At 41.0% G+C, this 16870-nt stretch carries 13 protein-coding genes; 9 read left to right on the top strand and 4 right to left on the bottom strand.

Translation table 11 applies throughout. The features are described 5' to 3' along the window. Nucleotides 1–137: 137 nt before the first annotated feature. Entirely contained in the window at nt 138–1061 is a 924-nt protein-coding gene (locus tag OMHG_RS02760; RefSeq protein WP_010648118.1) for a Gfo/Idh/MocA family protein, read from the top strand. Nucleotides 1062–1152: 91 nt separating this feature from the next. Beyond that, on the top strand, nt 1153–2004 hold the full coding sequence (locus OMHG_RS02755; protein WP_010648115.1) for an ROK family protein: 852 nt from the start codon (nt 1153–1155) through the stop codon (nt 2002–2004). Nucleotides 2005–2290: 286 nt separating this feature from the next. Here the strand turns inward: OMHG_RS02755 and OMHG_RS02750 are convergent, their stop codons facing one another. Beyond that, nucleotides 2291–3904 carry a glycoside hydrolase family 43 protein gene (locus OMHG_RS02750; RefSeq protein WP_010648113.1) on the bottom strand — a complete coding sequence of 538 codons (1614 nt, stop codon included), beginning with the start codon at nt 3902–3904 and terminating at the stop codon, nt 2291–2293. A 144-nt stretch (nt 3905–4048) separates the two neighbouring features. Beyond that, a complete protein-coding gene (locus OMHG_RS02745; RefSeq protein WP_010648112.1) occupies nt 4049–5254 on the bottom strand; it encodes an ROK family transcriptional regulator in 1206 nt (401 codons plus the stop codon). A gap of 150 nt (nt 5255–5404) precedes the next feature. On the opposite strand from OMHG_RS02745, the gene OMHG_RS02740 reads away from it, so the two are divergent. The 3 genes from OMHG_RS02740 (at nt 5405) to OMHG_RS02730 (ending at nt 8515) form a co-directional block, all read left to right on the top strand. Beyond that, complete coding sequence (locus OMHG_RS02740; protein WP_010648110.1) at nt 5405–6703, top strand: extracellular solute-binding protein; 1299 nt, start codon at nt 5405–5407, stop codon at nt 6701–6703. A gap of 96 nt (nt 6704–6799) precedes the next feature. Beyond that, on the top strand, nt 6800–7678 hold the full coding sequence (locus OMHG_RS02735; protein ID WP_010648109.1) for a carbohydrate ABC transporter permease: 879 nt from the start codon (nt 6800–6802) through the stop codon (nt 7676–7678). 15 nt (nt 7679–7693) lie between these two features. Beyond that, nucleotides 7694–8515, top strand: coding sequence for a carbohydrate ABC transporter permease (locus tag OMHG_RS02730; protein ID WP_010648106.1), 822 nt, complete (start codon nt 7694–7696; stop codon nt 8513–8515). Nucleotides 8516–9021: 506 nt separating this feature from the next. Here the strand turns inward: OMHG_RS02730 and OMHG_RS02725 are convergent. Next, nucleotides 9022–9642 (bottom strand): YesL family protein, encoded by a 621-nt coding sequence (locus OMHG_RS02725; protein WP_010648104.1) that lies wholly within the window; start codon nt 9640–9642, stop codon nt 9022–9024. 203 nt (nt 9643–9845) lie between these two features. On the opposite strand from OMHG_RS02725, the gene xylA reads away from it, so the two are divergent. The 4 genes from xylA (at nt 9846) to OMHG_RS02705 (ending at nt 15701) form a co-directional block, all read left to right on the top strand. Next, entirely contained in the window at nt 9846–11174 is a 1329-nt protein-coding gene (xylA, locus tag OMHG_RS02720) for a xylose isomerase (RefSeq protein WP_010648102.1), read from the top strand. Nucleotides 11175–11200: 26 nt separating this feature from the next. Next, nucleotides 11201–12700 carry a xylulokinase gene (gene xylB / locus OMHG_RS02715; protein WP_010648100.1) on the top strand — a complete coding sequence of 500 codons (1500 nt, stop codon included), beginning with the start codon at nt 11201–11203 and terminating at the stop codon, nt 12698–12700. Nucleotides 12701–12997: 297 nt separating this feature from the next. Continuing rightward, the gene (xylE, locus tag OMHG_RS02710; RefSeq protein WP_187116573.1) at nt 12998–14416 is read left to right on the top strand and encodes a D-xylose transporter XylE; all 1419 of its coding nucleotides are present in this window, start codon (nt 12998–13000) and stop codon (nt 14414–14416) included. 301 nt (nt 14417–14717) lie between these two features. Then, entirely contained in the window at nt 14718–15701 is a 984-nt protein-coding gene (locus tag OMHG_RS02705) for an aldo/keto reductase (RefSeq protein WP_010648098.1), read from the top strand. Nucleotides 15702–15811: 110 nt separating this feature from the next. On the opposite strand, the gene OMHG_RS02700 is transcribed toward OMHG_RS02705, so the two are convergent. Next, nucleotides 15812–16846, bottom strand: a complete 1035-nt coding sequence (locus OMHG_RS02700) for an aldose epimerase family protein (RefSeq protein ID WP_010648097.1) — start codon at nt 16844–16846, stop codon at nt 15812–15814. Between the last annotated feature and the right edge of the window lie 24 nt (nt 16847–16870).

Below are 16870 nucleotides of genomic sequence, written 5' to 3'. Positions count from 1 at the left end.
CCCGGGAGCTAATTCCGCAGTTTTCGAACTAATTCCGCGGTCCGGGATTTAATTCCGCGATTTTCGCGCTAATTCCGCGGCCCGGAAGCTCATCTCGCGGATCTTATTCTTTTTCCAATTAGGGAGGTACAGAAATGATGAGAAAGCCACGTGTAGGTATAGTAGGACTGGGAGGAATTGCGCAGAAAGCATATTTGCCAATCCTCTCAAAAGAGAAAGATTGGCAGTTAATGGGGGCGTTTTCACCAGGTGTGGAGAAGAGAAAGCAAATATGCAGCCAGTATCGAATGCAGGAATATTCCAATTTGCCGGCACTTGCTAGTGACTGTGATGCTATTTTTGTTCATAGTTCGACAGCGTCTCATTTTGAAGTAGTGGCAGAACTTTTGAATAAAGGTATTGACGTTTATGTTGATAAGCCACTGGCATCGACAGTAGCAGAGGCTGAAAAATTGGTCACGCTTAGCAAAAACAAGGGCAGAAAACTCATGGTAGGGTTTAATCGCCGCTTCTCGCCCATGTATGTTGAGGCCAAGAAACAAGCTAAAGATACATCATGGATAAGGTTTGAAAAACATAGAGCACGTTCAATCGGTCCAGGATCCTACCAGTTTACGCTGCTTGATGATTATATTCACGTGGTGGATACGGCTCGCTGGCTAGCTGATAGTGAACTGCTAGTAAAATATTCAGAAATAAAGGTGAATCAAGATAACCACCTAACCAGGGCACAGCATATCTTTGAAGCGCCTGATGGTACGGTGCTGCATACAGCTATGCATCGTCATGCAGGAAGTAACCTGGAACAACTGGAAATGCAAACGGATGGTGCTACCATTCGCATTAAAAATATGCGGTTAACAGAGATTGAACAGCAGCAAGGGAGAACAAGCATAGAGCCTTCATCTTGGGATAGTATCCTTAAGCAGCGCGGGTTTGAAAATGCAGTAGACCATTTTATCCAGTGTATAAATCATGATCTTCAGCCAGAATTGGATGGGGAAGAGGGCTTGAAAACACAAATGCTATTGGACAGCCTGCTGACTGAATCCCATCGATAATGTGATAACCTTTGTGCAAGGTAAATAGAAACGTGTTAGAACTCTAATGAAATGAAAGACTTTCCAAAAAAGTGATTGGAGGATGGATACCATGTTACTAGGCGGCATCGAAGCTGGAGGGACAAAATTTGTTTGTGCGGTCGGAGATGAAAAAGGAAATATAATCGAAAAAGTTAGCTTTCCTACGCGGAACCCGGAGGAAACTCTAAATGACGTGAAAGAATTTTTTAACCATCATCCAATTGAAGCTCTGGGAGTGGGGAGCTTCGGACCGATAGACTTGAATAAAGACAGCACTTCATACGGCATGATCTTAAATACTCCTAAAATAAAATGGAAGAATTATAATCTGCTAGGCAGCTTAAAGAAGGATTTTGATATTCCTATCTTTATTGATACCGATGTAAATGCAGCCTGCTCAGCTGAATATAAATATGGTGCCGGAAGAGATGTGGGCAGCTGTTTATATATAACTGTAGGTACGGGAATTGGTGCAGGCTTAGTACAGGACGGGAGGATTTTCCAAGGGAAAAATCATTCCGAAATGGGGCATATTTTTGTAAGGCAGCATCCGGATGATCCTTTTGAAGGTGGCTGTCCATATCATCGAAATTGCTTGGAAGGCCTAGCTTCAGGACCGGCAATCGAAGCACGTTATGGAACGAAGGGTGCATTATTGGTGGATAATGAGAATGTGTGGGAAATGGAAGCGTATTATCTTGCGCAGGCAATCATGAATTATACGGTCACCCTATATCCCGAACGAATTATCGTAGGTGGCGGAGTGTTGAAGCAGGAAGGACTATATCCATTGATTCGCCGTCATTTAGTGGAAATGATGAATGGCTATATTGATGTAGGGGAAGTGGACAAGTTTATTGTGGCGCCTGAGCTCGGTGATGCTCAGGGGGTTAGGGGCGCAATGTCATTGGTGGTTTTATAGATTGGATATGTCAAGCAGCTAGCCAAAGATTTCTTCATTGGAAGACCAGTCTTGGACTGAACCAGTTGCGTATATTATTGCAAGCAGCAAAAAAGTAACCGTCCCACTGACAAAAGTTCAGGATAGGTTACTTTTTTAGTTGGATTCATAAAGTCTTGCTGCAGGACCTTGGATTTTTAGGTCTTTTCTTTTTTCGATTTTTAGTCTTTTCTCTTTTCAATTTTTTAGCGCTTTTCTCTGCCTTGATACGAGTGCCTGAAACTGGCTAACCCTAAGCTATGCCCGTCTATTCTCCCGCTGGCTGATAAAGAAAATAGTCAAAATCAGCGTGCAGATGCTCACCGGAAGTATCCTGGCACTGCATTCCTACAAATGCCCCTGTAAAGAATCCGCCTCCTTGAATATAGTCATCCGAAAGTTTATAAGCATATAAATCAACCGGAATCAATTCCCAGATTTGGCCATCGAATGAGTAAGAATACTGATAGATATTTGTTTTAACCTCTACGCGCAGGTGAACATATTCCACATCATCTGGAATTTCAATTTCCTTACCTTTAAGCGGGCGGTCAAATGTAAAATTATCACAGGTTGTCAAATCAAGTATTCTCCCTTTTTCTTCATCCCAAGTGATATGCAGGGCAGTCCAGTTTTGTGTATTATAATAGTTTACTAGTCCGGCTGCCTGCTGGAATGAATCTGGTCGGAATGCTACCTTTGTCTCTGCTGTAAAATTAAAATGCTGCCATCTTCTTGCTGCAAATGCTTGCGTGAATTTAGAGGTAAGGGATTCCTTACCGTAAATTCGTAAATGGCCTGGATTATCTTTTAACGATATGGTTTCTTCACCTAATGGAATACGTAACGTCTGAAAATGGGGATTCAATGTTTCGGAATCGAAATCATCCTTTTCATCATAATCCTTTTCCCATCTTACTTCTTCCATATCGGGCCCTTCTATTTCAAGTGAAGGCTGATTTCCACCTGCGACAAATGGCCAATCGTTTCTCCATTCCAATCGTTGAATGGCAGTTTCTCTTCCTAGAGGGCAATATCCTCTTGGATCAAGCAATGGCTGATTTTCTTTTGGTAAGGGACGTCCAACTAAATGCATCAAAAACCATTCATCGGTATGCGTATGTACGATTGAGGCATGACCGGCTTTTTGCAATGGATTTCTTGGATGCTGCATGGAACTTATTAATGGGTTTTCAGGATGCACTTCATATGGGCCCCAGATATCTTTAGACCGGGCGATGGTTGCCTGGTGATCATATACGGTGCCGCCCTCTGCAGTCAGCAGATAGTAATAGCCATTTATTTTATAGAGATGTGGTGCTTCTGTAAGCTTAATGTCAGTTCCCTTGAAAATAATCTCTTTCTTGCCGACAAGTTTTTGACTTTCAGCATGATACTCCTGTAAAACAATCCCATTAAAATTATGATTCCCGACGCGGTGGTCCCAAAGCATATTCAAAAAGTATTTTTTCCCATCTGTGTCATGGAATAGGGAAGGATCGAATCCAGAGCTATTCATATGAATCGGCTCAGACCAATCACCATCAATCGTGTCACATGTAACCAGATAATTATGACTGTCCTTCCATTGACCATCCGTAACCTTGACATCTGTATAAATCAGCCAAAACTTTCCGTCACTATAGGACAGGGCAGGTGCCCAAATGCCGCCTGAATCGGGGTTTCCCAGCATGTTTAGCTGGCTCAGCCGATTTAATGGTCTGGATATTAGCCGCCAATTTTTTAAATCCTTCGAATGGTAGATGCCAACACCTGGAAACCATTCGAATGTAGATACGGCTATATAGTAATCTTCCACAGCACGGCAAATACATGGGTCAGGGTGAAATCCAGTCAGGATAGGGTTTTGAATTTTTGTCATTTTAAATCCACCTCATTGTAATATTTTTTAAGAAACCATAAGGATAGAAAGCGTTTTCTTTTTGTTTTAAGACTATAAAACCAGAAGCTATCTGCTGCCGGATTTATAGACCTTAAATATTTCGATGCTGTCAGCTATGGCTGACTATTTGTTCATTACTGTAATCGCATGATTCGGGCCATTAGTCAAAAACTTTTCTACGGAAAAGGCAGCAACTCCTAAAGCAGTTGAATGGGTCCGCAGTGCCGAAAAGTCAATTTGCAAATCTTTTTGGCTGAACCAAAGTGTTTGGTCGTAGATCCAATTATCCAATGGCTCCTTTAACCAATATTCTGCCGCAGCCATACGGTTCCCGATTATGACTTGCTCTGGGTTGAAAATATTTATGATGTTATTCAGTCCAACACCTAAATATTTCCCTATGTCTTCTAATAAACGGCCGGTTGCAGCATCTCCTTCTTTGGCAAGGTCAATGAGGGAGTCCAGCGAAATAGCTTCGTTTTTTGGCAGTTTTACTCCATTGCGCTTTGCATTTTCCAGCAGAGCCTTCTCAGACGCATACAATTCCCAGCAACCAACATTTCCGCAACGGCATTTTGGACCGTCAAGTTCGATGGTCATGTGCCCAAATTCACCAGAAAATCCATTATTGCCTTTATAGAGTTCACCGTTTAAAATCAGTCCAACCCCAATGCCAATTCCTACACTCACATAGATGATGTTGTTATAATCTTTGCCGACACCGAACTTCCTCTCACCATAGGCTCCTGCATTTGCCTCGTTCTCAATGAGTACAGGGACATGGAATTGTTTCTCAAGAAGCTCTTTTAGTTCGACATTTCTCCAATCAAGGTTCGGGGCAAGTAGGATTTTGCCCTCCTTGTTGACAACCCCAGGTACCCCGACACCGATTCCGACAATACCGTAAGCACTTGGCGGAGCTGATTTCGTAAGAGTGTCGATAATGTTAATGATTTCTTTGTTAATCTCTTCAAAATTCAACTCGTTGATCGTTACCGTTTCTTCATGGCAAATATTCCCCTTTAGGTCAGTTAACACCCCCAATATATAATTAACTCCCAAATCAATACCAATGGAATATCCAGCTAATTGATTGAATTCCAGAATGACAGGTCTTCTTCCGCCGTTTGATTTACCTGGACCAGACTCTGTAATAAAATGCTCATCTAGTAACTCATTGACTAAAGAAGATACCGTGCCTTTATTCAAACCGGTCAAATTCGCGATGGCTGCTCTGGAGATAGGGGAGTTTTCCATAATCTTTTCCAGGACTAAAGATTTATTTTCCTTCTTAACAACATGCTGGTTCCATGTTTTGTTTTCTTTCATAGATGTTCAACTCTTTCGCAATATTTTTAGCAAGTATAGCATGTTATTCTTTCATTATAAACTTTGTTCATCCACTAGACAAACGATGTGACCTTTGTTATTATGATGATAGCTTATAAGTTATAAGTAAAAAAACCAGGGGGTTAAACAATGAAAACAAAGAAAGCGGTTACATTGTCGTTTATTGTCTTGATTTCTGTATTAGTACTTGCGGCATGCAGTGGTTCCAGTGATTCCAGCTCTGCAAGCGGGGATGGTAAGACAGTAAAATTCATGCATCTATGGCCTGAAGGAAGTTCTGCACAGCATTATAAAATTGTAAACGAAATCATTGCCGATTTTGAAGAGGAAAATGAAGATATTAAAGTAGATGTTGAAGTATTAAGCAACGAACAGTACAAAGACAAGATTAAAGTATTATCCACTTCGGATGAATTACCGGATGTCGGTATGACATGGGCGGCGGGATATCTGGAGCCGTATGTTGATGGGAAGATGTTCGCTCCTTTGGATGACACAATTGAAAGCGGTTTATCGGATAGTTTTGTAGCAGGAACAACGGAAGCCTTTGCAATTGATGGTCAAACGTATGGCCTGCCGCTGGAACTGAACATTTCCACCATCTTCTACAATAAAGCAATCTTTAACGAATATGGTTTGGAAGAACCACAAACAATGGAAGAATTAGAGAATGTTATCCAAACATTGAAAGATAATGGTGTAGAACCAATTGCACTTGGAAATAAAGATGCTTGGACAGGTTCAATGTGGTATATGTATCTAGCAGATAGAATCGGCGGTGCTGATGTGTTGACGAAAGCAATCGATCGCAGCGGTTCCTTTGAAGACCCTGCTTTAGTGGCTGCAGCCGAAGAATTACAAGGAATGGTTAATTCAGACTCATTTGTTAATGGATTTAACGGTCTTGCTGATGAAGAAGCAAAAAGCATGTTTATGAGTGAACAGGCCGCAATGTACTTAATTGCGACGTGGGATCTTCCGAATTTCACAACAAATGAAGATATACCGCAGGAATTTAGAGATTCAGTAGGGTACTTCCAATTCCCGACTGTTGATGGGAATGGAGATACGAATAGTTATGTCGGTGGTCCTGGAGTAGGGTTATTTGTTTCTGAAAATTCCGATGTCAAGGAAGAGGCAAAAGCATTTTCTTCCTACTTTGTGGAGCAATGGGGAGAAAGGGCCGTTACTGATGTAGGGATTATTCCTGCAACGAAGGTAGATGCAGCCTCTTTGGATCTTCCGCAAATGTATGTAGATGTTTTAGAAGATCTTAATACAGCAACAAATATTACATTATATGCCGATGTACAAATGAGCGCGGGTACTGCACAAGTGCACTTGGATATGATTCAGGCATTATTAGGAAATGATATAACACCTGAGGAATTTGCCAAGCAGCATGAGGACGCACTTGCAGCAGAATAACGATTAAACAAATTATCCAGTTACTTCGAAAAGGACATATCCTGGAATCTGGGTTGTCCTTTTCTCATTTTAAATAAAACGATGGGGTTGAATGCTATGAATAGAGTAATGTCCAATAAATGGATTATTGCATTATATACGCTTCCTGCACTGCTGCTAATACTTATTCTCATTGGTATTCCTTTAATTCTATCAGGATACTTCGGGTTAATGAATTGGGATGGAATCGGTGCGATGGAGTTTATCGGATTGGAGAATTATACAAATGCACTTCAGGACGCTAAGTTTTGGGATAGTACATTGCATTCCTTTTTACTAGCGCTGTTTTCTGCACTGAGCTTAATTCTGTATCTAGCAGTGGCTTTGATATTGGCTTCGAAAATAAAAGGAGCAAACTTTTTGAGGAAAATATACTTAATTCCTATGCTATTATCTTCCGTGGCAATTGCCCAGCTTTGGATTAAGATTTATAACCCTTCAAATGGGATGCTGAATAGTATCTTAATGGGACTGGGTATTGATAATCCTCCCTCATGGCTGGCAGATCCATCGATTGTCCTTTATTCCATATTTGTTCCGATTATATGGCAATATGCCGGGTTCTATATCCTGATTTATTATGCTGCACTGAAGAACATACCGGAATCATTAATAGAAGCAGCGAAAATTGATGGAGCAACACCAATGCAGATTGCTTTAAAGATCAAATTTCCATTGATTATGAGTGTTTTTAAAGTAACCATTGTTCTAGCCATTGTTGGTTCTTTGAAATATTTCGATCTGATTTATGTCATGACAGGCGGCGGGCCAAACGGTGCCAGTGAAGTTATGGCATCCTATATGTATAAATTGGCATTTTCAAGTTATGACTTTGGTTATGGAAGTGCAATAGGCTTCCTGCTATTGATTATAACACTGATTGTTACCGTGATTATTCGAAAAGCAACAGCTACCAAAGAGGAAATTCAATATTAAAGGGAGGTCTGTATAATGGGACGAATCGGTTATTTTATACTGTATGTTTGTTTAGGTCTTGTCGCTGTGTTTCAGGTCTTCCCAATTATCTGGCTGTTTATGTTCTCCTTAAAAAATAATCAGGAGATCTTTGCTGGGAATCCATTTGGATTGCCGACAGATCCAAAATGGGGAAATTATCTAAAAGTATTTGAAGGTGGAATTGGCACTTATTTCTGGAATAGCATTTGGATAACGGCTGCCGCTACCATACTGACCATTCTTATTGCAAGTATGGCAACCTTCGCTATTACGAGAATGAAGTGGAAATATAGCAATCTAGTATTGGGCATCATCATGGTAGGTCTAATGATTCCTATCCATTCCGCATTGATTCCGTTATACAATATGTTTTTGAATGTAAATTTAATCGATAATCCATTGTCAATCGTCCTCACCTATACAACATATAATCTGCCGATAACGGTTATGATATTGCTTGGATTTTATACAACGATTCCACGCGAAATTGAAGAGGCTGCGATTATTGATGGAAGTTCGATCCATCGTTTATTTTTCCGGATTATTCTTCCGATATCAGCACCTATCATGTCAACAACCGTAATTATCAACATGATCTATAACTGGAATGAGTTTGTCTTTGTGAATACATTTATCAGCTCTGATAAATATAAAACCCTGACAGTAGGAATCCAAAACTTTATCGGACAGTATATGACAGATTGGGGAGCAATTGGAGCGACATTGGTCATAAGTGTACTGCCAATAATCATTGCTTTCTTCTTCTTCAGCAATAAGATTATGGAAGGAATTTCGGCAAGTGCTGTAAAAGGATAAAGAAAAAAAGCGGGGAAAATATTTAAGTCAAAGTAAAATCAGAACGATGCAAATCAGTTTGGGATTTTACTTTGGGATGTTTTCGTAATGAACCATTAATGGAAGGCGTATTTATTACAGCTCCGGGAATTCACATTTCGCACCTTAGATGACTGCTGAGTCTCCCGCCGGAATCTTCGTATTTTCCTGCGCTAGATTGGTAATTTTGCTTCCTAGTATGCGAAGGCGAATATGCCAAACCCAAATGGAGATAGCTTCCCGCTAATAAGCTGGTTGATTGAAGTGGAGGGAAGTCGACTCCTGCGGGAAAAGCACGTGTCTGAAGACCCCGCAGCGGTGGTTTTCCGCGAGGAGGCTGAAGCCGTGCCCTAAGGTGTGCGACTTTCGGAACGGAAATCAACGAAGCACTCACTCATCCCAGCTTTTAGATAGTAACTCACTTGCAAAAATTAACATTATTCCGTTTGGATTGGTGATTTTTTTAATAATATCCTAATCACACAGGATTAGCCTATTTGCTGCCTTTTTTGTATTCTATCGAAAGCATGCAAGCATATCCATGTCGTTATAAATGCATATGCAGGTCCACCAAAAATAAAGAATAAAGCAGGAATACCCCGGAAGATAAAATAGCTGGAAATAAGGGACACCGTAATTAAAAAGCTATGTATCGGGCTGATCAGCATAACCAAAAAGGCATTCCTAATCAATTGGAACACGTTCAATCTAAAGTGCACAAAGCTTGGAAAAATATAGTACAAGAATAAGGCAATGAGCAGCATGAATGCGAATAATGGGATATGGGTCCATGTCAGATTTTCATTGATATTCATTTGAATATAATAAATATCAAAGGCAATCAGAATCAGCATTACGTTAAGGACCAATCCTAACAGATTGCTTTTGACAAATTCCTGCCTGTAATATTTCCAAAAGGTGTTGAACATAGGTTTATCTGTATTTCCTCGGAGCCAGTCCCGAACCATGGCAAACATGGCAATACTAGATGGATAGAAACCGAGAATGATGCCGCCAGCAAATGTGAAAAGAGTCCATAAGATGTTGACATAAGCGAATCGGCTGATCCATTCTAAAATGTTATAAATAGCACTGTTAAAAACGTTCAAAAATATGACCTCCTTTATCATTGGGGGTGGGCGATATAATGCCATTATACGTCAATGTATCACCTTTACTATACTAGAAAGTCCACATGAAATAAACTTTGTTTATCTAATAGACGAACTAAGAATGAAGTGTTATACTATTTTTTGAAAGCATTTACATTAGAGAAGAGAAATTTAAAATACTAATTCTAGGAGGAAAACGAATGGCTTATTTTAATAACATTTCCAACATTAAATTCGAAGGTGCATCATCAACCAACCCATTTGCGTTCAAATTCTATAATCCAGAGGAAAAAATAAACGGAAAGACAATGGAGGAAATTCTGCGTTTCGGTGTAGCTTACTGGCATACATTTACAGAAGATTTATCAGACCCATTCGGTGTTGGATCTGCAATCCGTCCTTGGGATAAATTTCAAGGGATGGACCTTGCGAAAGCACGAGTAGAAGCAGCATTTGAATTCTTTGAAAAACTGAACGTTCCGTATTTCTGTTTCCATGATGTGGACATTGCTCCAGAAGGATCGACACTTAGCGAGTCCAATAAAAATCAGGATACGATTGTAGCAATGATTAAAGAATACATGAAAGATAGCAAAACGAAATTACTATGGAATACGGTGAATAATTTTACCCATCCGCGTTTTGTTCATGGTGCTGGCTCTTCCAACAATGCAGATGTGTTTGCATATGCAGCAGCAAAAGTGAAAAAGGGATTGGAAGTCGGAAAAGAACTTGGTGCAGAGAGTTATGTATTCTGGGGCGGACGTGAAGGATATGAAACGTTGCTCAATACAGATATGAAGCTGGAAATGGATAATCTTGGCCGTTTCTTCCATATGGCGAAAGATTATGCAAATGAAATCGGCTTTGATGCACAGTTCCTAATTGAACCAAAGCCAAAAGAGCCAACAACCCATCAATATGACTTTGACGTGGCAAGCGGGTTCGCTTTCTTACAAAACTATGATTTGCAGGATGTATTTAAATTTAATATTGAAGCAAACCATGCAACGCTCGCCGGCCATACATTTGAACATGAACTTCGCTATGCCAGAATCCATGGAATGCTGGGATCTGTTGATGCCAATCAAGGCCATCCATTACTGGGATGGGATACGGATGAGTTCCCGACAGATATTTATTCTACAACATTAGCAATGTATGAAATCTTGAAAAATGATGGTGGACTTGGTCGCGGAGGACTTAACTTTGATGCGAAAGTTCGTCGGGGATCATTCGAACCGGAAGATCTTTTCCATGCACACATCGCTGGAATGGATAGTTTCGCCGTAGGTCTGAAAGTAGCACAGAAACTAATAGATGATAATGTTCTTGATGGTCTGGTGGAAGATCGCTATAAGAGCTTTGAAGATGGTATCGGTCTCGACATTGTAAATGGAAATACGGACTTCCATAAATTAGAAGAGCATGCACTTGGATTAACCGAAATCAAAAACGAATCAGGGAAACTAGAACGTATCAAAGCAAGCATTAATCAATATCTATTAAGAGCCTATGCAGGTGAATAATTTCTGACGATACAGGGGTGGCTGCAATGAAATATGTTGTTGGGGTAGATTTAGGAACCAGCTCCGTTAAGATTCTGTTAGTCAATCAACATGGTGAAGTGACGGAAGAAGTATCCAAATCCTATCCATTGATCCGGAAACAGACCGGCTATAGCGAGCAGGACCCAAACGAATGGGTAGAACAGACGATTGAAGGATTAACGGACCTACTGAAAAAATTCGATGGTAATCCAGAAGAGATAGAGGGAATCAGTTTCTCTGGTCAGATGCATGGTCTGGTGCTTCTGGATGACCATAATAAGATCTTACGAAATGCAATTCTATGGAATGATACCCGTACCACACGGGAGTGTCAGGAAATTTATGAACGTGTTGGCGAAGAGCAATTATTGGACGTTGCCAAAAACCGAGCATTAGAAGGTTTTACTTTACCGAAACTATTATGGGTGAAAAACAATGAGCCGGAAATTTATCGTCAAATAAATACGTTTGTCTTACCGAAGGATTATGTGCGTTATATGCTGACAGGCAAATTGCACATGGAATACTCAGATGCAGCGGGTACATTACTATTGGATGTGAAGAAGAAAAGATGGAGTGAGCAAGTCGGGGAGTTATTGGATCTCGACCCGAAAATTTTCCCGCCATTAATCGATTCACATGATGAAGTAGGAACGATTACCGGAGAAATTGCCAAAGCAACAGGGCTGCATCCAGCTACCCGTGTATTTGCGGGTGGAGCGGATAATGCCTGTGGTGCGATAGGTTCCGGGATTCTGGAAGAGGGAAAAACATTAGCTAGCATAGGAACGTCTGGTGTTGTCCTCTCCTATGAAGCCAGTGGTGATAAAGACTTCAATGGAAAGGTCCATTACTTTAACCATAGCGCCCCAGATGCATTCTATACAATGGGAGTTACACTTGCTGCAGGATATAGCCTGTCCTGGTTCAAAGATGTATTTGCAAAGGATATCGATTTTGACCAATTGCTGGCAGAAGTAAATACCGTACCGGTAGGATCGAATGGTCTTATTTTCACCCCTTATATTGTCGGGGAGAGGACACCGCATGTCGATGCCAATATCCGTGCAAGCTTTATTGGCATGGATGCCTCCCATGGAATCAAGCATTTCGCCCGGGCAGTATTGGAAGGGATTACATTCTCGCTAAATGAATCGGTCGAGATCTTCCGTGAAAACGGTAAAAGAATTGATACAATCGTCTCTATTGGCGGCGGTGCCAAAAATGAAACATGGCTTCAGATGCAGGCAGACATTTTCGATGCAACAATCGTAAAACTGAGCAGTGAGCAAGGACCTGGCATGGGAGCTGCAATGCTAGCAGCATATGGCTGTGGCTGGTTTGAATCATTGAATGAATGTGCCGGCGAATTCTTGAAAGAGGATAAAGTCTACACACCGATATCAGAAAACGTAGAAAAATATAGCAGATTATTTACGATCTATAAGGAAGTTTATCATAATACGAGTTCGTTAAATGAACGTTTGATGGATTACAGGCAGTAGAATCCTGAGCAATATAAAAAGAATAACAGTCTTTAGTTGGTGTGTCAGAAAACGATTCATTTCCATGTTTTCTTACCATTAAGTAGAAAGCACTCCAATTTCAGCGATACAGCAGAAGTGGAGTGCTTTTCTTTATATTCATATGCTTCAATTAGGACCGAAGAGGTCTGGCGGGATTCCATCATTTAAGGGGAACATATTTTTCAGAAAGAAAGCGGATTCACTCATCGTGATTAACGATCAAAATGGGAGGAGGTACAGAGTAAGTTCTGAGTGGGTTCTTACTCTGGCGCAATAATGAAAAATAAAAATAATTTCTATATTGTTTCGATAACATTGATTGCTACATTAGGGGGGCTGCTCTTTGGATATGATACGGCTGTTATCTCCGGAGCAGAGCAGGCATTGCAAACGTACCTTACAGATAGTCTAGGGTTAAGTTCACTCGTACATGGATTAACAGTATCAAGTGCTCTAATCGGTTGTATTATCGGAGGGCTGATCTCTGGATTCCTTTCGAACAATTTGGGAAGAAAAAATGCGTTAATCGTTGCGGCGGTTCTTTTCTTGGTCTCTGCGCTGGGTTCAGCATATCCGGAAGTTTTCTTTTTTAATGTAGGTGATCCTACAATTGGCTTACTGAATATGTTTATTTTTTACCGGATTATCGGTGGTATTGGCGTTGGTCTGGCATCTGCCATTTCACCAACCTATATTGGGGAAACTGCTCCAGCGCAAATACGCGGCAAGTTAGTGACATGGTATCAATTTGCGGTTATCTTTGGGATGCTTGTTGTTTATTTCGTAAACTGGGGAATTGCGAACGGTCAAACAAGTGAATGGATTAATGATGTAGGCTGGAGGTATATGTTCGCATCGGAAACAATACCAGCCCTGTTATTCTTGGTTCTTCTGTTTTTCGTGCCTGAAACACCGCGTTACCTCGTATCCAAAAATAAAGGTGACGAGGCATTGAATGTCTTAGAGAAAGTGAACAGCTCGAAAGAAAAGGCGAAAGGGATTCTAAAAGATATCCATGAGTCACTAAATACGAATAAAACATCCGGAAAATTATTCTCCTATGGAAAATTGGTTATCGTAGTCGGTGTATTGCTTTCGATATTCCAGCAATTCGTTGGAATAAACGTGGCATTATATTATGCACCGCGAATATTTGAAAGTATGGGTGCCGGCCAGAGTGCATCTATGGTTCAAACGGTCGTCATGGGAATCGTTAATGTTGTATTCACTATTATCGCGATTCAAACGGTGGATAAATGGGGAAGAAAGCCACTTCTGATGATAGGTTCAATCGGAATGGCAGTAGGGATGTTTGGAGTAGCTATGCTGGCATTCCTTGATATTATCGGGATAGGCACATTACTATTTATCATCTTATATACAGCATCCTTTATGATGTCCTGGGGTCCGATTTGCTGGGTATTGCTTTCTGAAATCTTCCCTAACAAAATCCGCGGTCAGGCAATGGCGATTGCAGTTGCCGCGCAATGGGCCGCAAACTTCTTCATCTCATCAACCTACCCATCCATGATGGAGTTCAGCGGAGGCTTAACCTATGGATTCTATGGATTGATGAGTATTCTCTCGGCCATCTTTGTATGGAAATTGGTTCCTGAAACAAAAGGTAAAACGCTTGAACAATTAGAAGAAATTTGGAAACCGAAAACCGAAGAAGTTACGAAGATAGCGAAGTAAATATTCGGGTGAATCATAAAGAAAGGGAATGGACTAGGGTAATAAACCCTGTCCATTTTCTGATATCGGATAGTTCTGCAGGATGAAAAGAATACAGGCAGCTATTCGATTCTTTCTCTGGATTTTGCTTATAATCTAATATGATTCTGGGAAACAAATGGTTGTGCTGTACTTAAAAAGAGGTTTAGCCTTGTGGTGGCAGGTTAAATAAAAGTTAATGGAATAATAGAAGATCCCTTGGAGAGAACTTGTTCTGCAGAATGCTTTAATCAGGAAAATATTGAACGGAAGGAGTGTGTCGATGAATTACAATCAATTAGGAAAGACAGATTTAAAAATCAGTGAATTAAGCTTTGGCACATGGGCAATTGGTGGTGCATGGGGGAAGACAAATGATTCCGAGGCATTAAAAGGATTAGAGCGTGCAATGGATCTAGGGGTGAATTTCTTTGATACAGCAGACGTCTATGGAGACGGCCATGCTGAGGAGCTTCTGGCAAAAGCAACAAAAGGAAAGGAATCAGAAATTCATATAGCCAGCAAATTTTGCCGTGCGGGAGATATCTATGATCCGCAAAACTACTCGATGGACAAGGTCAGAGAGTACTGTGAAAACACCCTGAAACGGCTGGGACGCGAGCAGCTTGATTTATATCAAATCCACTGTCCGCCACTTGAAATCTTACAGGATGGCCAAGTGTTTGACGTGCTTGAAGCCTTAAAAAAGGAAGGGAAAATCCGCTATTATGGTGTCAGCGTAGAGACGGTAGAGGAAGGCATGTTTTGTCTGGAACACTCCAAGGCAAGCTCCTTACAGGTAATCTTTAATCTATTCCGTCAGAAGCCACTAGAAGCATTATTCCCGGCAGCAATGGAAAAAGGCGTTGGAATCCTGGCGCGAGTACCTTTAGCCAGCGGATTGCTGACAGGAAAGTTTAATAAAGATACAACCTTCGACGAAGAGGACCACCGTCACTTTAATAGAGACGGGCAAGCATTCAATGTGGGAGAGACTTTCGCAGGGCTCGAATTTGAAAAAGGGGTTGAACTGAGCCGCCAGCTTGAATGGATTGCAGAGGGCAGAGAGAATATGACAAAGGCCGCTCTGAAATGGATTGTCGAGCAAAAGGCAGTTACAAGCGTCATCCCAGGATTTCGAAATGTGAAACAGGTGGAAGACAACTTAGGGGCACTGCATGTAAGGGATTTTTCGACAGACGAAAAGAAACGGTTAGAAAGATTTTATGAAGATAATGTAAAGGAGCATATCCGCGGGGCATATTGATTGGAGCTTAGAACCAAATACTTAGTACCATGTGCTAAAAGGAGCAACGTATTATCAATTACGCTGCTCCTTTGCTTTTTAAAAATCATGATGCTGCTAAAAGACAGTGGCTACTTATCCAGAGTCTGAAATGTAAAGACGGTCTTCTTTCGATATACCTCATCTGCTTTTAAAATGACAGAAGCAAGGTCTTCATGATTTAGTGAAGAAGGCGGCGCTTGCGTCTCGAAGCACACCCCTAAATATTTTTTTGATGGGCCTTCCGCTAACTCCACTCCTTTTGTCAGGTTCGTGGAAGAATACATAACCAATCCTGGCTGATCGGTTTCAATTGTGAGCACACGGCCGCTCGTTTCCTCTTCCACAGCTATATTACTTTTCCCATCTAAGATAAAGTAATGGTCATAGCCATTGCCGACTATCGTATTCTGCTGGGAGTCCGAGTTAATACCTGCTTCCAGCTTTCTGCCCTCGCGGAAATCGAAAGTTGTGCCGGTCACGTCCTCAACTCTACCGGTAGGAATAAGAGAGGAATCTAATTCCAAGAAATGGTTGCTATCCATTTTCACTGTATGACGATGAACGGTATCTTTTAAATTGCCGCTCAAGTTGAAATAGGTATGATTGGTCAAAGTAAGCGGGGTAGTCTTATCCGTTGCTGCATTGTAATCGATTGCCAGCTGATTATCATTTGTCAGCGTATAGGTAACGGAAGCTGTTATATTGCCTGGATATCCACCTTCCCCATCAGGGCTGGTATGCTGGAGCTTGACACCAACCTTATCATCGACATGAAAAGCTTCTGCATCCCAAACCACTTTATGGAAACCACTTTCCCCGCTATGGAGATGATTTTCCCCTTCATTTGCCTCTAATGTATATGTATTTCCGTCAAGCTCAAATGAAGCCCCTTCAATTCTCCCGGCAACCCTTCCCACAATAGCGCCAAAGAAGTTCGAGTCAACCGAATAGTCTTCATAATTTTTATAACCTAAGACGACATTTTCAACCGTCCCATTTTTATCGGGTACGGCAATTTTTGTGATGATTCCACCGTAGTTGAGAATCTCTACTATCATTCCGTTATCGTTTGTTAATTGGAATAACTTCCATTGATCCTTTAAAATTTTGCCTATAACATCCATGTTTTCAACTCCCCGCTTTGTATA

This window comes from Oceanobacillus massiliensis str. N'diop, assembly GCF_000285495.1.
GTDB classification, from domain to species: Bacteria; Bacillota; Bacilli; order Bacillales; family Amphibacillaceae; genus Oceanobacillus; species Oceanobacillus massiliensis.
Note: the sequence above shows the minus strand (reverse complement) of the source record. Positions and strands in the feature narration are given on the sequence as shown.

Bases quoted from the DNA above. Each gene is read 5' to 3' on its own strand.
- OMHG_RS02760 (WP_010648118.1), top strand. From the start codon at position 138: ATGAGAAAGCCACGTGTAGGTATAGTAGGACTGGGAGGAATTGCGCAG.
- OMHG_RS02755 (WP_010648115.1), top strand. From the start codon at position 1,153: ATGTTACTAGGCGGCATCGAAGCTGGAGGGACAAAATTTGTTTGTGCG.
- OMHG_RS02750 (WP_010648113.1), bottom strand. From the start codon at position 3,904: ATGACAAAAATTCAAAACCCTATCCTGACTGGATTTCACCCTGACCCA.
- OMHG_RS02745 (WP_010648112.1), bottom strand. From the start codon at position 5,254: ATGAAAGAAAACAAAACATGGAACCAGCATGTTGTTAAGAAGGAAAAT.
- OMHG_RS02740 (WP_010648110.1), top strand. From the start codon at position 5,405: ATGAAAACAAAGAAAGCGGTTACATTGTCGTTTATTGTCTTGATTTCT.
- OMHG_RS02735 (WP_010648109.1), top strand. From the start codon at position 6,800: ATGAATAGAGTAATGTCCAATAAATGGATTATTGCATTATATACGCTT.
- OMHG_RS02730 (WP_010648106.1), top strand. From the start codon at position 7,694: ATGGGACGAATCGGTTATTTTATACTGTATGTTTGTTTAGGTCTTGTC.
- xylA (WP_010648102.1), top strand. From the start codon at position 9,846: ATGGCTTATTTTAATAACATTTCCAACATTAAATTCGAAGGTGCATCA.
- xylB (WP_010648100.1), top strand. From the start codon at position 11,201: ATGAAATATGTTGTTGGGGTAGATTTAGGAACCAGCTCCGTTAAGATT.
- xylE (WP_187116573.1), top strand. From the start codon at position 12,998: ATGAAAAATAAAAATAATTTCTATATTGTTTCGATAACATTGATTGCT.
- OMHG_RS02705 (WP_010648098.1), top strand. From the start codon at position 14,718: ATGAATTACAATCAATTAGGAAAGACAGATTTAAAAATCAGTGAATTA.
- OMHG_RS02700 (WP_010648097.1), bottom strand. From the start codon at position 16,846: ATGGATGTTATAGGCAAAATTTTAAAGGATCAATGGAAGTTATTCCAA.